The organism is Pseudomonas sp. FP2294, assembly GCF_030687625.1.
In the GTDB taxonomy this organism is placed as follows: domain Bacteria; phylum Pseudomonadota; class Gammaproteobacteria; order Pseudomonadales; family Pseudomonadaceae; genus Aquipseudomonas; species Aquipseudomonas shahriarae.
On record NZ_CP117441.1, the window covers coordinates 4490907 to 4511514 of the forward strand.

At 62.3% G+C, this 20608-nt stretch carries 17 protein-coding genes and 1 pseudogene; 12 read left to right on the forward strand and 6 right to left on the reverse strand.

All coding sequences use genetic code 11. The features are described 5' to 3' along the window. Positions 1 to 2: 2 nt before the first annotated feature. Positions 3 to 344, reverse strand: a complete 342-nt coding sequence (locus PSH73_RS20130) for an antibiotic biosynthesis monooxygenase family protein (RefSeq protein WP_057958661.1) — start codon at positions 342 to 344, stop codon at positions 3 to 5. Positions 345 to 672: 328 nt separating this feature from the next. On the opposite strand from PSH73_RS20130, the gene PSH73_RS20135 reads away from it, so the two are divergent. Beyond that, on the forward strand, positions 673 to 1602 hold the full coding sequence (locus PSH73_RS20135) for an AraC family transcriptional regulator (protein ID WP_057439392.1): 930 nt from the start codon (positions 673 to 675) through the stop codon (positions 1600 to 1602). Between the two features lie 104 nt (positions 1603 to 1706). On the opposite strand, the gene PSH73_RS20140 is transcribed toward PSH73_RS20135, so the two are convergent. The 4 genes from PSH73_RS20140 to edd all read right to left on the reverse strand — a co-directional run bounded on the left by PSH73_RS20140 (position 1707) and on the right by edd (position 6788). Next, the gene (locus tag PSH73_RS20140) at positions 1707 to 3161 is read right to left on the reverse strand and encodes an ATP-binding protein (protein WP_305418127.1); all 1455 of its coding nucleotides are present in this window, start codon (positions 3159 to 3161) and stop codon (positions 1707 to 1709) included. Continuing rightward, entirely contained in the window at positions 3151 to 3882 is a 732-nt protein-coding gene (locus PSH73_RS20145) for a response regulator (protein WP_057439391.1), read from the reverse strand. The genes PSH73_RS20140 and PSH73_RS20145 overlap by 11 nt, the downstream gene beginning before the upstream one ends. A gap of 126 nt (positions 3883 to 4008) precedes the next feature. Further along, on the reverse strand, positions 4009 to 4965 hold the full coding sequence (locus PSH73_RS20150) for a glucokinase (RefSeq protein ID WP_057439390.1): 957 nt from the start codon (positions 4963 to 4965) through the stop codon (positions 4009 to 4011). Continuing rightward, entirely contained in the window at positions 4962 to 6788 is a 1827-nt protein-coding gene (edd, locus tag PSH73_RS20155; protein ID WP_057439389.1) for a phosphogluconate dehydratase, read from the reverse strand. The genes PSH73_RS20150 and edd overlap by 4 nt, the downstream gene beginning before the upstream one ends. Before the next feature lie 221 nt (positions 6789 to 7009). Between edd and gap the strand changes: the two genes are divergently transcribed. From gap to PSH73_RS27115, 8 genes and pseudogenes are all read left to right on the forward strand, one after another. Continuing rightward, a complete protein-coding gene (gap, locus tag PSH73_RS20160) occupies positions 7010 to 8011 on the forward strand; it encodes a type I glyceraldehyde-3-phosphate dehydrogenase (protein ID WP_029295415.1) in 1002 nt (333 codons plus the stop codon). 186 nt (positions 8012 to 8197) lie between these two features. Beyond that, on the forward strand, positions 8198 to 8716 hold the full coding sequence (locus PSH73_RS20165) for an RNA polymerase sigma factor (RefSeq protein WP_057439388.1): 519 nt from the start codon (positions 8198 to 8200) through the stop codon (positions 8714 to 8716). A gap of 82 nt (positions 8717 to 8798) precedes the next feature. Further along, positions 8799 to 9767 (forward strand): FecR domain-containing protein, encoded by a 969-nt coding sequence (locus PSH73_RS20170; RefSeq protein ID WP_057958658.1) that lies wholly within the window; start codon positions 8799 to 8801, stop codon positions 9765 to 9767. 115 nt (positions 9768 to 9882) lie between these two features. Then, a complete protein-coding gene (locus PSH73_RS20175) occupies positions 9883 to 12450 on the forward strand; it encodes a TonB-dependent receptor (RefSeq protein WP_305418130.1) in 2568 nt (855 codons plus the stop codon). Between the two features lie 128 nt (positions 12451 to 12578). Next, complete coding sequence (locus PSH73_RS20180) at positions 12579 to 13187, forward strand: biliverdin-producing heme oxygenase (RefSeq protein ID WP_305418132.1); 609 nt, start codon at positions 12579 to 12581, stop codon at positions 13185 to 13187. 161 nt (positions 13188 to 13348) lie between these two features. Beyond that, the gene (locus PSH73_RS20185) at positions 13349 to 13753 is read left to right on the forward strand and encodes a YbaN family protein (RefSeq protein ID WP_057439386.1); all 405 of its coding nucleotides are present in this window, start codon (positions 13349 to 13351) and stop codon (positions 13751 to 13753) included. 1302 nt (positions 13754 to 15055) lie between these two features. Further along, positions 15056 to 15112: pseudogene (locus PSH73_RS27110) on the forward strand (hypothetical protein); the annotation flags it as partial. A gap of 201 nt (positions 15113 to 15313) precedes the next feature. Next, complete coding sequence (locus PSH73_RS27115) at positions 15314 to 16018, forward strand: methyl-accepting chemotaxis protein (RefSeq protein ID WP_370694607.1); 705 nt, start codon at positions 15314 to 15316, stop codon at positions 16016 to 16018. A 147-nt stretch (positions 16019 to 16165) separates the two neighbouring features. Here the strand turns inward: PSH73_RS27115 and PSH73_RS20195 are convergent, their stop codons facing one another. Beyond that, a complete protein-coding gene (locus tag PSH73_RS20195) occupies positions 16166 to 16729 on the reverse strand; it encodes a nitroreductase family protein (RefSeq protein ID WP_057958653.1) in 564 nt (187 codons plus the stop codon). Positions 16730 to 16876: 147 nt separating this feature from the next. On the opposite strand from PSH73_RS20195, the gene PSH73_RS20200 reads away from it, so the two are divergent. Genes PSH73_RS20200 through PSH73_RS20210 form a run of 3 tightly spaced genes read left to right on the forward strand, consistent with a single transcriptional unit; the run spans position 16877 to position 20503 of the window. Then, positions 16877 to 18307: a di-heme oxidoredictase family protein gene (locus tag PSH73_RS20200; RefSeq protein ID WP_057958652.1), complete on the forward strand. Its 1431-nt coding sequence runs from the start codon at positions 16877 to 16879 to the stop codon at positions 18305 to 18307. Positions 18308 to 18338: 31 nt separating this feature from the next. Beyond that, entirely contained in the window at positions 18339 to 19403 is a 1065-nt protein-coding gene (locus PSH73_RS20205; RefSeq protein WP_057439384.1) for an imelysin family protein, read from the forward strand. A 2-nt stretch (positions 19404 to 19405) separates the two neighbouring features. Beyond that, positions 19406 to 20503 (forward strand): DUF1513 domain-containing protein, encoded by a 1098-nt coding sequence (locus tag PSH73_RS20210; protein WP_057958650.1) that lies wholly within the window; start codon positions 19406 to 19408, stop codon positions 20501 to 20503. The last annotated feature ends 105 nt before the right edge of the window (positions 20504 to 20608 follow it).

Sequence of the window (20608 nt, forward strand, 5' to 3'; positions counted from 1 at the left end):
CCCTAACCGGCCAGTTGCAGGTACTCGCCATAAGCCTTGTCGGCGCAGGCGTCAGTGAAGGTCTGGAAGTCCATGCTGCGCACGACCCTGTCGTTCAACAACTCGGTAAACAGCACCAGCGCCGGCGAGCTGAAGTAGGCACTCATGGCCTGTTCGCTGCTCCAGAAACCTGAAACCAGCCAGACATCGGGGTCAACCTGGGAATGCTGCAACGAGAATTGCAGGCAACCCTGAGCCTGACGGCCCGGTTCGATCAAACTGCTCAAGCGTGCACCCAGTTCGGTGCTGCACCCGCTGCGGGCGCGGATAAAGGCCAGATGGCTCGCGGGAATGGGGGTGGACATGTTCGACTCTCCCGTTGAGAAGTGATGCTCGGCAAGCACTGTGAGGGCGTGTTGCCACACAATCAAAGATACGGGCGCAGGCCCCTGCGCGGTTAGTCGATTCCTGCCGGCTTATTGCACAATCCTGCCAGAAGCGTAGACACCCGGTTCGGCCCCAGGCTTTATTGCAGGGACAAGCGCCTTGTTTCAGGCAGATGACAGGCCGGGGGGCTTGCCTGATTCCAGACGCGCCGCAGGATCAGGCAAGGATTGTGCAGAATCGACATAACACTGCTTGCAGCGCCACCGCTAAGCTGTGCCCATCAAAGAAGCATGCAGAGGACGCTCCATGTCGTCGCCCGAACAGCAGTCCATTCCCCTCGATGCCGAGATGGAAAAACAGCGCGCCGAACTGGCCAGCATTGTGCACCGGCACACTTGGGAGGACGGTTCCTACGGCACCGCGATCACTTCGCTCTACCTGAACCGCCACAATACGCCGCGCGACTTCATGCCGGTGCTGGTGGAACCTGCCCTGTGCATCCTCGCCAACGGCAGCAAGGAAGTGCGCCTGGCCGACGAAATCTTTGCCTACGACCCCCTCAACTACCTGGTGTTCTCGGTCGCGATGCCGGTGGCCGGGCGAGTCATCGACGCCACGGTCGAAGACCCCAACCTGTCGGTGCGCATCAATATCGACCCGGCGCAACTGACCGCCCTGATTGCGGAAGCCGGCCCGATGGGGGTGCCCACGCGCCCGACCGCGCGCGGTATGTATGTCGACCGGATCGACACCCAGTTGCTCGACGCCGTATTGCGCCTGGCACGCCTGCTGGATACGCCCAAAGATATCGCGATGTTGGCGCCGTTGATCAATCGCGAAATCCTCTACCGCTTGCTGCGTGGGCCACAGGGCTATCGCCTGTACGAAATTGCCGTGGCCAATAGCCAGAGCCATCGGGTCAGCCGCGCAATCACCTGGCTGAACGGCAACTACGAACAACCGCTACGCATTGATGACCTGGCCAAGGAAGTGAATCTCAGCGTGTCGACCCTGCACCACCGCTTCAAGGCCATCACGGCCATGAGTCCGTTGCAGTACCAGAAGCAACTGCGCTTGCAGGAAGCGCGGCGCCTGATGATCGCCGAAGGCCTGGAAGCCTCGGCGGCGGGGTATCGGGTGGGGTATGAGAGCCCGTCGCAGTTCAGCCGGGAATACAGCCGATTGTTTGGGGCGCCGCCGCTTAGAGATTTAGCCAGGTTGCGCCAGAGCCTCTGACCTACTGCGGACCGCTGTGGGAGCTGGCTTGCCTGCGATGGCGGTGGGTCAGATGTACCGCTATCGCAGGCAAGCCCGCCCCCACATAGGCTCGGCAGCGCGGCTTAGTCCGGGGTGCGGGGCAGTTGCAAGGTCACCCGCAGGCCACCTTCGCGCAAATTCTGCAAACTCACTTCGCCGCCATGGCTATGGGCAATATTGCGTGCAATCCCCAGCCCCAGGCCATAGCCCTGCTGCTGCCCGGCCAGGCGAAAGTGCGGTTCGAAGACCTGCTCCAGACGCTGCTCCGGTACACCGGGCCCCTCGTCATCCACATGCAGGATGAACTGCGCACCATCGTCCTCGATACGCAGATGGGCGTTCTGCCCGTACTTCAAGGCGTTGTCGATCAGGTTGCCAATGCAGCGCTTGAGCGCCAGCGGCTTGCCCGGATAGGCCGTCAACGCCCGGCCGTGCTGGGTCACCCGGCCATTGCCGTTGGGCGCCAGATACGGCTCCACCAGGCAGTCGAGCACATGGTTGAGGTCCACCGGCTCGATGTTCTCGTGGATGTCCGTGTCCTTGACGCACTGCAACGCGCCCTTGACCAGCAGTTCCAGCTCATCCAGGTCACGGCCGAACTTGGCTTGCAGCTTTTCGTCTTCCAGCAGTTCCACCCGCAGCCGCAGGCGTGTGATTGGTGTGCGCAAGTCGTGGGAAATTGCGCTGAACAACTGGCTGCGTTCGGTCAGGTAGCGGCTGATCCGCTCGCGCATGGCATTGAACGCGCGGCCTACCTCCACCACTTCGCTGCCGCCGCCTTCGGCCACCGGCTCCACGTCGGCGCCCAGGGACAGGTCCCGCGCCGCCCGCGCCAGGCGCTTGAGCGGCCGGCTTTGCCAGTGCACCAGCAAGCCGATAAACAGCAACAGAAAGCCGCTGGTCAGCACGATAAACCACACTTGCTGGGACGGCAGACCCTGTTCTTCGAGGCTGGTGTAGGGCTCGGGCAGCAACGAGGCGATATACAGCCATTCGCCGGCGCCCAATTCGATCTGCGTCACCAGTACCGGCGGGTTGACCGGCTCCAGGGTCAGCGCGTAATGCGCCCAGGAACGTGGCAGCTCATCGAGTTTCAGGCCGGCATTGAAGATACGCAGGTCTTTGGCACTGACAAATTCCACCGAAAAATGTACATCACTGCCCAGGGTCTGGCGCAGCACTTCGTCCACCGCGCCGAGCACCGCCTGTTTGCGCGGGGTTTGCGGCAAGATCTGCATATCCAGCGGTTTGTCGTTGAGCGTCACCACAAAGCGCGTGCCGCCCATGCTGCGCAACTGGTCGAGCACCAGCGGGCGATAAGCCACCGGCAGGGAACGGAAATAACTGACGCTGGCGGTCATCGAATGGGCCAGGCTGCGGGCGCTGGTGACCAGGCCCTCAAGCTGGGTGGCGCGCAGCTGCGAGACCCAGATCACGCTGGATAAAGCCTGGGCAAACAGCACCGCCAACAGGGTCAGCAGCAGCATGCGCCCCAACAAGGAACGCGGGACCGGAATGCGCCCGCGCTCAGTGGGCATTGCTGGCAACCACACTGGCCGCCAGTTGGTAACCGCTGCCGCGCACGGTGCGGATCAGCCGTGGCGGTTTCTCGGTGTCGCGCAGGCGTTGTCGCAGGCGGCTGACGGCCATGTCGACAATGCGGTCCAGGGGCATCAGGTCACGGCCACGGGTGGCATTGCCAATGGTGTCGCGATCAAGGATTTGCTGCGGGTGATCGAGGAACAGTTTGAGCAGGGCAAAGTCGGCGCCGGAGAGGATGACTTCCTCGCCATCAACGTGAAACAAGCGATGGCTGATCATGTCCAGCCGCCACTCATCAAACACCAGCACATCGCCACCGCTGCGCTCCTGGCCAAACTGGCAGCGGCGCAACAGGGCCTTGATGCGTGCCTGCAGCTCACGGGGGCTGAAGGGTTTGCCGATGTAATCGTCGGCGCCCAGCTCCAGGCCGATGACCCGGTCGGCCTCGTCGGAACTGGCGGTGAGCATGATGATCGGCACCTGAGCCTGGCGCGGGTGCTGACGTACCCAGCGGCAGAGGCTGAAGCCGTCTTCGTCGGGCAGCATGACGTCGAGGATCACCAGGTCGCATGGGGCTTCGTCCATGGCTTGGCGAAACCCTGCGCCATTGGGCACGCCCCGCACCTGGAAGCCGGCGCGACTGAGGTAGGTTTGCAGCAACTCGCGGATTTCCTCGTCGTCATCGACGAGAAGAATGGATTTACTGATTACGCTCACGGGGGCCTCCTTGTTGTTATGGGGTGCTCTCTAGGGCCTCTTCGCGGGCAAGCCCACTCCCACATTTTGATTTGTGAACACAATCAAATGTGGGAGTGGGCTTGCCCGCGATGGGGCCATCACTGCCTACGCAAATGCCTGCTCCAAAGCCACACCCGCCCCGGTCAACCCGGAATACGGCGCCGTCACCAACCACACCGGGATCCCTTTGAAGTAGTCGCTCATGCAACCTTTGTCCGCAAAGCTCTTGGCAAAGCCACTGTTGATAAAGAACTCGGCAAACCGCGGGATCACCCCGCCCACGATATACACCCCACCCCGGGCGCCGGTGGTCAGCACGTTATTGCCGGCCACGCGGCCCAGCCAGATGCTGAACTGGTCGAGGACCTCCATCGCCACCGGATCGCCAGCCAACCCTGCCGCAGTAATCGCCTCCGGGGTTTCCAATACCGCCGGATGGCCGTCCACCGCGCAGATCGCCCGGTACAGGCGTGGCAGACCGCTACCGCTCAGGGCGGTCTCGGCGCTGACATGCCCGATCTCGTTGTAGATGTGTTGCCACAACTGGGTTTCCCGTGGGCTGCTCAGGGGCAGGTCGACATGCCCGCCCTCGCCCGGCAACGCGGCCCAGCGGCCGGCGCCCAAGTCCAGCAAGGTGCCCACGCCCAGCCCTGTGCCTGGGCCGATCACCACGGCCGGGCGCCACGGCTCCGGGGTGCCGGCGCAGACCACGCGGTACTCATCGGGTTGCAGGCGGGTCATGCCCAGGGCCATGGCCGAGAAGTCATTGACCAGCAGCAGCTCGTCCACTTGCAGGGCCTTGCAGAACGCGGTCTTGCTCAGGCGCCAATGGTTGTTGGTGAACTTGAACTCATCACCACTTACCGGCCCGGCCACCGACAGGCACACCGCGCCGATGGAACCCGGCGCCAGGCCTTCCTCGGCGAGGTAGACCTTGATCGCCTCTTCAGGGCTGGCGTGATCCGCCGTGGCCAGCACCCGGATCGAATGCAGTGCCTGGTCCCGCCATAACGCAAACCGGGCGTTGGTACCGCCGATGTCACCAACCAGCGCAAGTTTCACTTAAGTGTCTCCAGGGCAGAGGTAAAGGCGCTGGCGCCCTGCTCTGCGGAGCTTGCGGCCAGGCGCATAAATGCAAACAGCTCGCGACCGGCCCCCACGTTATTGCCCAACAGGCCCGTGGCAGGCGCGCGCGCTGCAAATTCTTCGGCGTCCACCTTAAGCTCGAGGGTGCCTTTGACGCCATCGACGCGAATGATATCGCCATCCTTGACCCGCGCCAGCGCCCCACCGCACTGGGCTTCGGGGCTGACGTGAATCGCGGCGGGAATCTTACCCGAGGCGCCGGACATGCGCCCGTCTGTCACCAATGCGACTTTGAAACCCCGGTCCTGCAACACACCAAGGAACGGCGTCATCTTGTGCAATTCCGGCATGCCATTGGAGCGCGGGCCCTGGAAGCGCATGACCGCGACAAAATCCTTCTCCAACTGGCCGGCCTTGAACGCGTCCGCCAGGTCCTGCTGGTCCTGGAACACCACGGCCGGCGCTTCGACGATTTGATGCTCGAGGGCCACGGCCGAGACTTTCATCACCCCACGGCCGAGGTTGCCTTCCATCACTCGCAAACCACCCTCCGGGGAGAAGGCACGGGCCACCGGGCGCAGGATGCTTTCGTCGAGGCTTTCGATCGGGCCTTCACGCCAGACCAGTTCGCCATCCACCAGGAATGGCTCCTGGGTGTAGCGGCTCAGGCCATGGCCGGCCACGGTGTTGACGTCTTCGTGGAGCAGGCCGGCTTCCAGCAACTCACGGATCAGGAACGACATGCCGCCCGCCGCCTGGAAGTGGTTGATATCAGCTTTACCGTTCGGGTAGACGTGGGACAGGGTCGGCACCACCTCCGAGAGGTCGGCCATGTCCTGCCAGGTGAGGATGATGCCCGCGGCCATGGCGATGGCCGGCATATGCAGGGTGTGGTTGGTCGAACCGCCGGTGGCGTTGAGAGCGACGATGGAGTTGACCAGGGATTTTTCGTCGACGATCTCGCCGATCGGTGTGAAGTTGCCATTGGCCTTGGTCAGGCGCGTGACCTGGTGCGCAGCCTCGCGGGTCAGTGCATCGCGCAGCGGTGTGTACGGGTTGACGAACGAAGCGCCGGGTAAGTGCAGGCCCATCACTTCCATCAGCAACTGGTTGGTGTTGGCGGTGCCGTAGAAGGTGCAGGTGCCGGGGCTGTGGTAGGACTTCATCTCCGATTCCAGCAGCTCTTCGCGGCTGGCCTTGCCTTCGGCATAGCGCTGGCGCACATCGGCCTTCTGTTTGTTGGAGATCCCCGAGGGCATCGGCCCGCCGGGCACGAAGATCATCGGCAGATGGCCATAACGCAGGGCACCCATCATCAGGCCCGGGACGATCTTGTCGCAGATCCCCAGCATCAGCGCGGCGTCGAACATGTTGTGGGACAGCGCTACCGCCGTGGACATGGCAATCACTTCGCGGCTGAGCAGGCTCAGCTCCATGCCCGGCTCGCCCTGGGTCACACCGTCGCACATGGCCGGGGTGCCGCCGGCGAACTGGCCGACCGAGCCGACTTCGCGCAGGGCTTTTTTGATCTGTTCCGGGAAATGTTCGTACGGCTGGTGCGCCGAGAGCATGTCGTTATATGACGAAACAATTGCCACGTTGGCGGCATTCATCATCCGCAGGCTGTTTTTATCTTCAGTGCCGCACCCGGCCACGCCGTGGGCAAAGTTGGCGCATTGCAGCTTGCCGCGCATCGGCCCGTCGCTGGCCGCGCCGCGAATCAGCGCAAGGTACGCCTCACGGGTTGCCCGGCTGCGGGCGATAAGGCGTTCGGTGACCTCAAGTACGCGGGGATGCATGTGTAGAACTCCAGGCTAACGGATGTGGCGACCTGAGTGTCTATGCTGATCAAACGCCCACCGCTCATGGGATGGCAGGGAGTCGTTTGGATCATCGGACCAGTTGATTCAGGTCACTCGTTGTAGATTGAACAAAATATTGCCACTAAAAAGGCTTGTTTTCTATTTTTATGCGAATAATCTTGTAATTCTTACAACAAATCGACGACAGGCGCTTTCAAATGACTCTTCGGATTGCAATCAATGGTTTTGGCCGTATTGGCCGCAACGTCCTGCGCGCACTTTATACCCAAGGTTACCGCCAGGATTTGCAGATCGTCGCCATCAATGATCTGGGCGACAGTTCGATCAATGCCCACCTGCTCAAATACGACACCGTCCATGGCACTTTCGATGCAGAGGTTGCTCACGATCAGGAAAGCCTGACCGTCAATGGCGACCGGATCGCTGTGAGTGCCATTCGCAACCCCGCCGACCTGCCGTGGGCTGCGCACAAGATCGACGTGGTGTTCGAATGCACCGGTCTGTTCACCGACCGTGACAAGGCTGCTGCCCATATTAGCGCCGGCGCGCGCAAGGTCATTATCTCGGCCCCGGCCAAGGGCGCGGATGCCACCGTGGTCTACGGGGTCAACCATGACATTTTGCGTCAATCCCACCAGATCATCTCCAACGCCTCCTGCACCACCAACTGCCTGGCGCCGGTAGCCCAGGTGCTGCACCGCGAATTGGGTATCGAAAGCGGCCTGATGACCACCATCCACGCTTACACCAACGACCAGAACCTGACCGACGTCTACCACACCGACCCGTACCGCGCCCGCTCGGCCACGCAGAACATGATCCCGAGCAAGACCGGTGCAGCCGAAGCGGTGGGCCTGGTCCTGCCGGAACTGGCGGGCAAGCTGACGGGCATGGCGGTGCGCGTGCCGGTGATCAACGTGTCGCTGGTGGACCTGACCGTGCAACTGAAAAAAGAAGCCACGGCCGATGAGGTCAACGCGCTGCTCAAAGAAGCCAGCCAACACTCGAAAATCCTCGGCTACAACACCCTGCCGCTGGTTTCCAGTGACTTCAACCATAACCCGCTGTCGTCGATCTTCGACGCCAACCACACCAAGTCCAGTGGCAAGCTGCTCAAGGTACTGGCGTGGTACGACAACGAATGGGGCTTCTCCAACCGTATGCTGGATAACTGCCTGGCGCTGTGTAACGCCGAATAACCCCCCCTGTGGGAGCGGGCTTGCTCGCGAATGCGGTGGGTCAGTAATGAATGTATTGACTGACCCACCGCATTCGCGAGCAAGCCCGCTCCCACATTTGTCTTGCGTGGGTTCAGAGAAATAGCCACTTGCCATTTGCGTTGATGATAAGCATTATCATTAACTGCCAATTGGTCCGGTATCACTGTGAGCCTATCTCGCTTCAATCAAGTCTTCCTCACCCAACGGGTGGTGCTACTGCGCACCTTGCAGCGGATGGTGAATAACCACAGCACCGCCGAGGACCTGTTGCAGGAAACCTACCTGCGCGTCACCCGGGCGCTCAGCGAGCGACCGATTGATCACCTCGAACCTTTCGTGTTCCAGACCGCACGCAACCTGGCCCTCGACCATCTGCGCGCGCGTCGGATCCAGTCCCGCACCTTGCAGGAAGATGTCCCATTGGATGTCCTGCAAAGCGTCGCCTCCCCGGTCACGACGCCCGAAGATGCCGCCCACGCCGAGCAATTGCTGGAGCACCTGAGTGTCAGCCTCGGACAGTTGAGCGCCCGCCAGCAGCAGATTTTTATCCTCAGCCGCCTGCACGGCTGCAGCTATCAGGAGATTGCCGACCAGTTGCAGGTGTCCTTGAGCACCGTGCAAAAGGAACTGAAATTGATCATGGCCATCTGCATAGGTGTGGCCGAACGACTCGATCACCCTTAAGCTTTGTCGGGACAAGCCGACAGAAATGTCGCAAAAATACGCAAGACACTGAATAAAACGTGGCGAAGACCCGAGGAACACCGTGACGGACCCGAACAAACTGCGCCCCCATGAGCTGGCTCATGAGGTGTTGCAACATGCGGCCATGGACCAAGCCCTCGACTGGCTGATCGCTTTGCAATGCCCGCAGCCAGGCCAGCAGGCCGAGTTCCAGGCCTGGCTCACCGCCGACCCGAGTCACGCCCAAGCCTTTGCCAAAGCCCAGGCCGCCTGGGGCGGTGCGCCGGTACACAGCGCCGCCGTGGCCCTCAATGCACCGCGCAAGCCCAGCGCCTGGCGGCGCATCAAGCCGCACTGGAAGCCCTTGGCCACGGCGGCGGTGTTGCTGCTCGGGCTGTTCAGCTTCAGCAACCTGCCGGTGCGCCTGCAGGCCGACCATTTGACCGTGGTCGGCGAGCGCCAGCGCCTGCAGCTGGATGACGGCTCCAAGGTGCTGCTCAATACCAATTCGGCGTTTTCCAGCACCATCGACGAACATCAGCGCATCGCCCGCCTGTACCAGGGCGAGGCGTTTTTCGAAGTCGCGGCCAACCGTGGCCTGCCCCTGCAAATCGACGCCGGCCCAGTGCGCGCCAGTGTCAGCGATACGGCATTCGCTGTGCGTTATCTCAACGGTGAGGCCCAGGTTCAGGTGCAACGCGGAGACGTTGACCTGAGTACCCCCTTCGGCAACAACCGGGTGCGCCTGAGTGCCGGCGAAAGCATCCGCGTCGGCCCCGAGGGCTTCGGCCAACCCTCCAAACTCGATGCGACCAAGGAGCTGGCGTGGGTCCAGGGCCGACTGGTCTTTGAAAACTGCCCGATGAGTGAAGTGCTGGCAGAGCTGCGGCGCTATTACCCGGGCTGGATCGTCAACACCAACGAGCAACTGGCCAGCGTCGCGGTGACCGGTAATTACCGCCTGGACCAGCCCCTGGACGTAGTGCGCTCCCTGGCGCATATCACCTCGGCCAGGCTCTCGGAGTTCCCCGCGCTAGTCATTCTCAATTGAGAATAATTATTTTTACTCGATAACCTCTGCTGGTACGTCTCGTCTTAGCCAATGCAACTGATTCCTATTTGATTCAGGCTCGCAACTATAAGACTCGTACCTCGGAGCGCTCTCGATGTCCTCTCGTTTCAACCGCCGGTCCTCTTCGCCCACGCTTTGCCTGCTGGCCGCCGCGATCCTGTTGGCAGGCAGCCCGGTCCTGACGGCCACTGCCGCCGAACCCGCTGCGCGCAGCCACGCCAATTACACCTTCAGCATCGAGCAGCAATCCCTGGTGTCGGCGCTCAACGCCTTTACCGCCGTCACCGGCTGGCAGATCGGCCTGCCCGCCGAACTGGGCCAAGGGGTTTCATCCCCCGGCGCACGGGGCTCACTGACACCGGAAAAGGCCCTGGATCGGCTGTTGGTGGGGACCAACCTGAACTACCGCAAACTGGGTAACAACAATATCGTCCTGGAAAAGCGCACGGCGGGCAGTGCTATCACCCTGCAGCAAATGACCATCAGCGCCACCCGTCAGGAACAAGCGGTAGACAGCGTGCCCAGCACCGTCACCGTGCATGAGCGCGAGGAGCTGGACCGCCAGAACGTCAACACCATCCGCGAACTGGTGCGCTACGAACCGGGCGTCTCGGTCGGTGGCGCGGGCACCCGCTCCGGTAACTCCGGCTACAACATTCGCGGGATCGACGGCGACCGCATCCTCACCCAGGTCGACGGTGTAGAGGTGCCGGACAACTTCTTCAACGGCCCGTACGCCAAGACCCGGCGCAACTATGTCGACCCGGAAATCGTCAAGCGCGTGGAAATCATCCGTGGCCCGGCCTCGGCCCTGTACGGCAGCAGCGCCATCGGCGGCGCCGTCAGCTACTTCACCCTCGATCCGGATGACATCATCAAGCCTGGCCAGGATGTGGGCGCGCGGCTGAAGACCGGCTACAGCTCGGCGGACGAAAGCTGGCTGACCTCCGGCACCGTCGCCGGCCGGGTGCAGGACTTCGACGGTTTGCTGCACCTGAGTCAGCGCAACGGCCACGAGATGGAGTCTCATAACGGCAACAACGCCACCGGCCTGGCCCGCACCGGCGCCAACCCGGAAGACGTGCGCACTACCAACGTGCTGGCCAAGCTGGGCTGGAACTACGGCGAAGACAACCGCCTGGGCCTGACCTACGAGAAGTACAAGGACGACCGCGACATCAACCAGAAAAGTGCGGTGGGCGGGATCTTCCTCGAGGGCCAGGGCACGAACATGTACCGTGACCGCCGCGGTAACGACACCATCACCCGCGAACGCTTTGGCCTGGAGAACAAGTTTTCACTCGACTCGCCGATTGCCGATCACATCAAGACCAGCCTCAACTACCAGATCGCCAAGACCGACCAGGCCACCAGCGAAATCTATCAGGCCGGCCGCCGCGTGCTGCGTACCCGCGACACCCTCTACGAAGAAAAGCAGTGGGTGTTCGACGCGCAGTTGGACAAGGCCTTCGTCATCGGCGATACCGATCACCTGCTGACCTACGGCACCACGATCAAGCAGCAGAAAGTCACCGGTTCGCGCGAAGGTGCGGCGACCTGCCTGGCTGTAGGCGCGGGCTGCACTGCCATCGGCGCACCGAGCCCAACCCCTGCCGACAGCGTGAAAAAAGCCAGCGATTTCCCCGATCCGACCATCAACAGCTACGCGCTGTTTGCCCAGGATCAGATCAGCTGGAATGACTGGACCTTCCTGCCCAGCCTGCGCTACGACTACATCCAGCTCAAACCCAAACTGACCGAAGCGTTCCTCAATACCACCGACCCGGACCGCAAGTACCCCCATGACGACTCGAACAAAACCTGGCATCGCTTCTCGCCAAAACTGGGCGTGACCTACGCACTGACCGAGCAGTACACCTGGTTTGGCCAGTACGCCGAAGGTTTCCGCACGCCATCAGCCAAAGCGCTGTATGGCCGTTTTGAAAACCTGGAAGAAAACTATGTCGTCGAGCCCAACTCGAACCTCAAGCCGGAAACCAGCAAGAGCTACGAAACCGGAATCCGTGGCAACTTCGACTCAGGCAATTTCGACGTCGCGGTGTTCTATAACAAGTACCGTGACTTCATTGACGAGGACAACGCCGCACTGAGCCCAACCGGTACCATCTTCCAGCCCGGCAATATCAAGCGCGCCACCATCAAGGGTATGGAGGTCAAAGGGCGCTTGAACCTGGACGCCTTCGGCGCGCCGCAAGGCCTGTACAGCAAAGGCGCGATTGCCTACGCCCACGGCCGCAACGATGAAACCGGCCAGCCGCTGAACAGCGTCAACCCGCTCAAGGGTGTGTTCGGCCTGGGCTACGACCAGGACACCTACGGTGCGCTGGTCAGTTGGACCCTGGTCAAGAAACAGAACCGGGTAGACAGCACCACGTTCTTTACCCCGACCGGCATCAAGGCCAACGGCCCGTTCAAGACCCCGGGCTTTGGCATCGTCGACCTGACCGGCTTCTACAAAGTCACCGACGAGCTGACCGTCAACGGCGGCCTGTACAACCTGACCGACAAGAAATACTGGAACTGGGATGACGTGCGCAGCTACGACGGCGTGGGCGAAGCCGGCGTGACCTCGCCGGCCAGCCTGGACCGCCTGACCCAGCCAGGGCGTAACTTTGCGATCAACCTGATCTGGGATATCTGACCCACGCAACCCCGCCTCGCCGGTTTTATCGCCGGCCGGGGTGAGGATTTTTTACTGTGACGCGTCTTCTTGTTCGTCTAGTAATAACAGCCTGGCAACAAGGCGCTTTTCCTTCTCAAGGACATCCAATGACCGCTTCCACCACCACAGAACGCGCAAGCCTGCGCTCCCAGCGCCTGAACCAGATCACCCACGAGCCACACACCAAGCTCGACGCCCTGGTCAAGGCTCACGCCCCGTTTGAAACCCAGGCCAACTTCGCCCGTTTCGTGGTCGCGCAGTACCTGTTCCAGTCGGAACTGGTGGCGCTGTACAACGATCCCGAGCTGATCAAGCTGGTGCCCGACCTGGCCGAGCGCTGCCGCGCCGACGCCGCCAAGCTGGACCTGGCCGACCTGGACACCGAAGTGCCTGCCCCCGTGGCCGGTGCCGTGCAGAACCCGAGCAAGGCCCAGGCCCTGGGCTGGCTGTTCGTCTCCGAAGGTTCAAAGCTGGGCGCAGCATTCCTGATCAAACGTGCCGTTGGCCTGGGCCTGAGCGAAACCTTCGGGGCCCGCCACCTCGGCGAGCCGGCCGGTGGCCGTGCCGAAGGTTGGAAGCGCTTCACCCGCACCCTCGATAGCCTGGAACTGAGCGCCGAAGAAGAAGCGGCGGCGGAAAAAGGTGCAGTGGATGCCTTTGTACGCTTCACCGTGTTGCTGGAACAGGCGTACGCTAGCGCCCCAGAACTGGCCTGACCCGCTGCTGGCATGTCATGAATGTGGGAGCTGGCTTGCCTGCGATAGCATCGCCTCGGTCTAACTGATACACCGAAGCGTCTGCATCGCAGGCAAGCCAGCCCCCACATGTTGATCGCGCTCCATTTGCAGATTTTTCGAAACCCAGACAAATCGTACCTATGACAGCCCCCGCCCCCTCCTCCTCCAAGCTCGCCCGAATCCTGTTCGGCCTGCTGGCCTATGTCAGCCTGGGGATCGGCTTGATCGCGATTGTCATACCGGGCCTGCCCACCACCGAATTCATCCTGCTGGCCGCCTGGGCTGCCACCAAGAGCTCGCCGCGCCTGAGCGCGTGGCTGGAAAACCACCGGCTGTTCGGGCCGATCCTGTTCAACTGGCGCAACGGCAAGATCATCGCGCGCCGGGCCAAGGTCAGCGCCACCGTGAGCATGCTGCTGTGTGCCGGCCTGATGCTGGTGATGCTCGATCACGGGTGGCCGATCTACCTGGCGATCGCCGGCATGAGCCTGGGCAACCTGTGGATCTGGTCACGCCCCGAACGCCTGGCGCGAACCCCCGCCTGAGCGCCCTACCGCTCATCGCCTGTTCCTCATGAATTACCCGTCGGTGCCGATGTTCCGGGCATAGCGCCGAATGGACTTGGCCGTTGCCCTGCTTGCACACCAACAAGTCCAATCGCGAGTAAGCCCATGTTCGACACCCTCTCCATCCGCTTGAAAATCGTGCTGCTCTCCGGCCTCTGCCTGTTGGGGGTGATTGCGCTGATCGTCAGCCTGAACATCTACCAGACCAACCAGAACGACCAACTGGTCAACACCTCAAGTTCGCAGATGCTCACCACCAGCGTGGAAAACCTGCTCCAGGCCAAGGCCGCCGAGCAGGCGGTACAGGTACAGAAAGCCTTCGGCGAGAGCCTGTTGGTGGTCACCGCCCTCGCCGATCAGGTCAAGGACTTGCGCAACATGGCCGCCAAGCGTTCGCTGGAAGCAGGGGCCGTGCGCGAGGAGCTCAATCAGCAGATCAAGACCGCCTTCGAGCGCAACACCAAGGTGCTGGGGATCTGGTTGTCGTTTGAACCCAACGGCCTGGATGGCAAGGACAGCGAATTTATCGACGACAAGCTGCGCGCCTCCAACGAAGCCGGGCGTTTCTCCAGCTATTGGAGCCGGGCCGGCGGTGAAGGCCTGAACACGATCATGGTGGAAGCGGACCTGACCAAGACCACCCTCAATCTCAGCGGCACGCCCTACAACATCTGGTACACCTGCCCACGGGATACCCGCAGCGTTTGCCTGTTGGACCCGTACGCCGACGAAGTGGCCGGCAAGTCGATGCTGATGACCACCATCTCCCTGCCGCTGCTGGCCGACGGCAAGGTGATTGGGGTGATCGGTATCGACATTGCCCTGGACGCCCTGCAAGCGGCGGCCAATACCGCGCAAAAAGAGCTGTTCGACGGCGCCGGAATCATGGAAATCCTCTCCAGCAGTGGCCTGATCGCCGGCTACAGTGGCGAGCCGGACAAGGTCGGCAAGAGCATCGTCGATATGCTTGGCGGCGAAGGCAAAGAGATCGTGCAACTGCTGGCCAGTGAAACGCGCAAGGTCCGCGAGCAAAACGACACGATCCACGCGGTATATCCGCTCAAGCCGATTGCCGGTGCCAAGCCCTGGGGCGTGTTGATTTCGCTGCCCAAGGACGTGCTGCTGGCCGATTCGGTCAAGTTGCAAGGCGTGCTCGACGACGCCCAGGCCCGCGGCACACTCCAGGCGTTGCTGGTGGGCGCCGTGGCTGGCCTGCTGGGCCTGCTGCTGATATGGCTGACCGCGACGGGTGTGACTCGCCCGATCAACAGCGTGGCGGCGATGCTCAAGGATATTGCCAGCGGCGACGGCGACCTGACCCAGCGCCTGACTTATACGAAAAAAGACGAACTGGGAGAACTGGTCAGTTGGTTCAATCGCTTCCTCGACAAGCTGCAGCCGACCATCGCCCAGATCAAGCAGAGCATCACTGAAGCCCGTGGCACCGCGGATCAGTCCTCGGAAATCGCGCGCCAGACCAGCGAAGGCATGCAGGTGCAATTTCGCGAGATCGACCAGGTGGCCACCGCCTCCAACGAGATGAGCGCCACCGCCCATGAGGTGGCCAACAGCGCCTCAAATGCGGCCAGTGCAGCACGCGGCGCCGATCAATCGGCCCGTGAAGGCATGGCGATTATCGAGCGCAGTACCCGCGATATCACCACCCTCGCCGAAGAAGTCAGCAAGGCGGTGACCGAGGTCGAAGCCCTGGCGGTCAACAGTGAGCAGATCGGCTCGGTGCTGGAGGTGATCCGCAGCATTGCCGAGCAGACCAACCTGCTGGCGCTCAACGCGGCGATTGAAGCGGCACGCGCCGGGGAAAGCGGACGGGGTTTTGCGGTAGTGGCAGACGAAGTGCGCAACCTGGCGCGACGCACCCAGGACTCAGTGGAAGAAATCCGCCTGGTCATAGAACGTATCCAGAGCGCTACCCGTGGGGTAGTGACCACCATGCATTCGAGCCAGAGCCAGGCGCAGAACAACGCCGGGCAGATCCAGCAGGCGGTCCAGGCCCTGGGCAAGATCAGCGATGCGGTGACGGTGATCAGCGACATGAACCTGCAAATCGCCAGCGCTGCCGAAGAACAGAGCGCCGTGGCCGAAGAGGTCAACCGCAACGTTTCGGCGATCCGTACCGTGACCGAGACCTTGACCGGTCAGGCCACTGAATCGGCGGCGATCAGCAGCCAGTTGAATGCATTGGCCAACCAGCAGATGAAACTGATGGATCAGTTCCGGGTGTAGACCCAGGTCCGGAAAACGATGAAATACCCCATGTGGGAGCGGGCTTGCTCGCGATAGCGGTGGACCCGTCAATAAATCCGGCGACTGACACTGCGCTATCGCGGGCAAGCCCGCTCCCACATACAGCACCAGCAGATTTGCAGTGAGTCAGACACCGGTCCAGGCGCTGACAAACGCCGTGATGTCTTCTTTCGCCGCCGTCCGCGGCGGGTTTTGCGCAGTGCCCAAATAAAGGAAGCCAATCACTTCCTCACCCGCACTCAGCCCCAACCCCTTGGCCACATGCGCCGAATACGACAAATCCCCGGTCCGCCACACCGCACCAATGCCCTGGGCATACGCCGCCAGCAAAATACCGTGGGCCGCACAGGCCGCCGCCAGCAATTGCTCGGACTTGGGCACCTTGAAGTGCTCCTGCAGACGGGCAATCACCACCACCACCAACGGCGCACGCAACGGGCCATTCTGCGCCTTGTCGATCACCGCTTGCGGGGCCTCGGGGTCTTGCAGGCGGGCCGCTTCGGCCAGCAGGGTGCCCATTTGCTCGCGGGCTGCGCCTTCCACGGTGAGGAAGCGCCACGGCCGCAGTTGGCCGTGGTCCGGCGCACGCATGGCTGCCGCGAACAGCACTTCGCGCTGCTCGGCAGTAGGGGCCGGTTCCAGCAGGCGCGGTACGGAAACACGGTTGAGCAAAGCGTCGAGAGCCTGCATTGGCCACCTCCAAAAAAAATGTGCGGTCATTCTAGCGGGAATGCATCAGATTGGAGCAAACGATAATTGCTCTTATTCAATCCGCCCCGCCCTGTTAGACTTTGCCCCTGAATTTCATCCACCCTCGCCCGTCTTCCAGGATTCTTGATGCCCCGTTTGCTTCTTCGCCTGTCTGCACTCTTGATGGCCGTGAGTCTGAGTGCCTGCGATGACGCCCCGCCGCCGACGTTTACCCAGGCCGAGCCCGGTGAAGCCCGTTCGGGGGGCAGCACCACGGTGCGCAAGACCGACCAGAATGCCTTTTCTCTGCCGTCGGCCAACCTGGCACCAACCCGCCGCCTGGACTTCAGCGTCGGCAACAGTTTTTTCCGCAATCCATGGGTGATCGCCCCGGCCACCACCACCGCCCGCGACGGGCTGGGGCCGCTGTTCAACACCAATGCTTGCCAGAACTGCCATATCAAGGACGGGCGCGGCCATCCGCCCGCGCCTGAGGCCAACAATGCGGTGTCGATGCTGGTACGCCTGTCGATCCCGGATTCGCCGCCCTATGCCAAGGTCATCGAACAGTTGGGGATCGTGCCCGAGCCGGTGTATGGCGGGCAGTTGCAGGACATGGCCGTGCCCGGTGTCGTCCCGGAAGGCAAGGTGCGGGTCGACTACACACCGGTCAACGTCACGTTCAATGACGGTACGGTGGTGGAGTTGCGCAAGCCGAGCCTGCAGATCACCCAGCTCGGCTACGGGCCGATGCACCCGGATACGCGGTTTTCCGCCCGTGTAGCACCGCCGATGATCGGCCTGGGCCTGCTCGAAGCCATCAGCGACGCGGACATCCTGCAAAACGCCAGCAAACGCCCGGACAAAAACGGCGTGCTCGGCCGCCCGAACTGGGTCTGGGACGATGCCCAGCAAAAAACCGTGCTCGGGCGCTTTGGCTGGAAAGCCGGGCAGCCGAACCTCAATCAACAAAATGTTCACGCGTTCTCTGGTGATATGGGCCTGACCACCAGCCTGCGGCCCATGGACGACTGCACCGACGCACAGGTTGCCTGTAAGCAGGCGCCCAACGGCAACGGCGAAAATGGCGAGCAGGAAGTCAGCGATAACATCCTGCGCCTGGTGCTGTTCTACACCCGGAACCTGGCCGTGCCCGCCCGACGCGACGTCAACGCGCAACAAGTGCTGGACGGCAAGAACCTGTTCTTCCAGGCCGGTTGCCAGGCATGCCACACACCGAAGTTCACCACCGCCAGCAATGCCGCCGAACCGGAGCTGGCCAACCAGGTCATCCGACCGTACAGCGATTTGCTGCTGCACGACATGGGCGAGGGCCTGGCCGATAACCGCAGCGAGTTCAAGGCCGGTGGCCGCGACTGGCGCACGCCGCCGTTGTGGGGCATTGGCCTGACGCAAAACGTCAGTGGCCACACCCAGTTCCTGCATGACGGCCGTGCCCGCAACCTGCTCGAAGCCGTGCTGTGGCACGGCGGTGAGGCCCAGGCGGCGCAGCAACAGGTGTTGTCTTTTAATGCGCAGCAGCGAGCAGCATTGCTCGCGTTCCTGAATTCTCTATAAGCTTTGCCCCAATTATTGAAGGGAGCTCGACATGTTCCGTCCCAAGTTGTTGTTCACCAGCCTGGCCGCCCTGGCCCTTGGCGCCTGCTCGCCGCAGGATCCGCAAGCGGTCACCTCGGCAGCCATCGCCAAGCAAGTGATCCTGCCGACCTACAGCCGCTGGGTCGAAGCTGACCGGCAGTTGGCCGTCAGCGCCCTGGCTTACTGCCAAGGCAAGGAATCCCTGGAGACCGCCCGCGCCGACTTCCTCCACGCGCAAAAAGCCTGGGCCGAGTTGCAACCGCTGCTGATCGGCCCGCTGGCTGAAGGCAATCGCGCCTGGCAGGTGCAGTTCTGGCCCGACAAGAAAAACCTCGTCGGCCGCCAGGTCGAGCAACTGGCCACTGCCCAGCCACAGATCGACGCCGCCGCCCTGGCCAAGTCCAGCGTGGTAGTGCAAGGCCTGTCGGCCTACGAATACATCCTGTATGACGCCAAGACCGACATCGCCAACGACGCCCAGAAAGCCCGCTACTGCCCGCTGCTGATGGCCATCGGCGAGCGCCAGAAGCAATTGGCCGAAGAAATTCTGGCCAGCTGGAACAGCACCGACGGCATGCTCGCGCAGATGACCAAGTTTCCTAACCAGCGCTACGCCGATTCCCACGAAGCCATCGCCGAACTGCTGCGCGTGCAGGTCACGGCCCTGGATACCCTGAAGAAAAAACTCGGCACGCCGATGGGTCGCCTGTCCAAGGGTATCCCGCAGCCATTCCAGGCCGATGCGTGGCGCAGCCAGTCGTCCCTGCAAGGCTTGCGAGCCAGCCTCGCGGCGGCCCAGACCGTGTGGGTCGGGGTCGACAACAAAGGCCTGCGCGGCCTGCTGCCTGCCGACCAGAAACCTCTGGCCGAAAAGATCGACGCCGCCTACGCCGCCGCCCTGAAGCTGTTCGACAGCAACCAGCGTTCGCTCAATGAACTGCTGGCCGACGACGCCGGGCGCGAGCAACTCAACGCTATCTACGACAGCCTCAACGTGGTCCACCGCCTGCATGAAGGCGAACTGGCCAAGGCGCTGGGCATCCAACTGGGCTTCAATGCCAACGACGGTGACTGATGATGCTCAGGCGACAGGCTTTGGCCATCGGCAGCGTGCTGCTCAGTGCAATCACCCTGGGCGGCTGGACGCTGTTCAAGCGCAAGGGCGACAGCCCGCTGTTGCTGTCGGCCCGGGATGATGCCGACGGCAAGCACTACGCCGTGGGCTATCGCCTGGACGGCAGCCAGGTGTTCGCCACCCAGGTCGGTCAGCGTTGCCACGACATCATCAACCACCCGAGCCTGCCCATCGCGCTGTTCGTGGCGCGCCGCCCCGGCACCGAGAGCTACCTGGTAGACCTGCGCGACGGCACGCTGCTGCAAACCGTGACGTCCCAGGCCAACCGGCACTTTTATGGGCATGCGGTCATTCACAAGAGCGGCGACTGGCTATACGCCACGGAAAACGACACCACCGACCCCGGTCGCGGCCTACTGGGCGTGTACAGGTTCGAAGGTGAGCGCCTGGTACACAGCGGGGAGATGTCCACCCACGGCATCGGCCCGCACCAGGTGTCGTGGATGCCCGATGGCGAGACTCTGATCGTGGCCAATGGTGGCATTCGCACCGAGGCCGAAAGCCGGGTCGAGATGAACCTCAACGCCATGGAGCCGAGCCTGGTGCTGATGCAGCGCGACGGCACCCTGCTGAGCAAGGAAACCCTGAGCCAGCCAATGAACAGCGTGCGCCATATGGGGATCGCCAGCGATGGCACGATCCTCACCGGGCAACAGTTTATGGGGCCTTCCCAGGAGCGTTCCGAACTGTTGGCGATCAAGCGTCCGGGGCAACCGTTCGTGGCGTTCCCGGTGGCCGATGAGCAATTGCAGGCCATGGGGCACTACACCGCCAGCGTGGCCGTACACAGCGAGTTGCGTCTGGTGGCACTGACCGCGCCACGGGGCAATCGCTTCTTTATCTGGGACATGGACAGTGGCGAACTGCGCCTGGACGGGCCGTTGCCTGACTGCGCCGGCGTCGGCGCAGTGGCCGACGGGTTTGTCGTGACCTCTGGCCAGGGTCGTTGCCGTTTCTACGATTGCCGGCAGCCCCAACTGGTGGCCAAGCCCCTGGATCTGCCAGCTGGGTTTTGGGATAACCACCTGCATCTAATCTAAAGCCACTGTCGCGCTCCCGGGCCCACACCTGGGAGCCGACTCACCAGAAAAACCCTACGCAACCTGTGAAAAAACCCCGCCACGGGGGCTACTCATCTCACAGAC

Bases quoted from the DNA above. Each gene is read 5' to 3' on its own strand.
- PSH73_RS20130 (WP_057958661.1), bottom strand. From the start codon at position 344: ATGTCCACCCCCATTCCCGCGAGCCATCTGGCCTTTATCCGCGCCCGC.
- PSH73_RS20135 (WP_057439392.1), top strand. From the start codon at position 673: ATGTCGTCGCCCGAACAGCAGTCCATTCCCCTCGATGCCGAGATGGAA.
- PSH73_RS20140 (WP_305418127.1), bottom strand. From the start codon at position 3,161: ATGCCCACTGAGCGCGGGCGCATTCCGGTCCCGCGTTCCTTGTTGGGG.
- edd (WP_057439389.1), bottom strand. From the start codon at position 6,788: ATGCATCCCCGCGTACTTGAGGTCACCGAACGCCTTATCGCCCGCAGC.
- gap (WP_029295415.1), top strand. From the start codon at position 7,010: ATGACTCTTCGGATTGCAATCAATGGTTTTGGCCGTATTGGCCGCAAC.
- PSH73_RS20175 (WP_305418130.1), top strand. From the start codon at position 9,883: ATGTCCTCTCGTTTCAACCGCCGGTCCTCTTCGCCCACGCTTTGCCTG.
- PSH73_RS20180 (WP_305418132.1), top strand. From the start codon at position 12,579: ATGACCGCTTCCACCACCACAGAACGCGCAAGCCTGCGCTCCCAGCGC.
- PSH73_RS20185 (WP_057439386.1), top strand. From the start codon at position 13,349: ATGACAGCCCCCGCCCCCTCCTCCTCCAAGCTCGCCCGAATCCTGTTC.
- PSH73_RS27115 (WP_370694607.1), top strand. From the start codon at position 15,314: ATGAGCGCCACCGCCCATGAGGTGGCCAACAGCGCCTCAAATGCGGCC.
- PSH73_RS20195 (WP_057958653.1), bottom strand. From the start codon at position 16,729: ATGCAGGCTCTCGACGCTTTGCTCAACCGTGTTTCCGTACCGCGCCTG.
- PSH73_RS20200 (WP_057958652.1), top strand. From the start codon at position 16,877: ATGCCCCGTTTGCTTCTTCGCCTGTCTGCACTCTTGATGGCCGTGAGT.
- PSH73_RS20205 (WP_057439384.1), top strand. From the start codon at position 18,339: ATGTTCCGTCCCAAGTTGTTGTTCACCAGCCTGGCCGCCCTGGCCCTT.
- PSH73_RS20210 (WP_057958650.1), top strand. From the start codon at position 19,406: ATGCTCAGGCGACAGGCTTTGGCCATCGGCAGCGTGCTGCTCAGTGCA.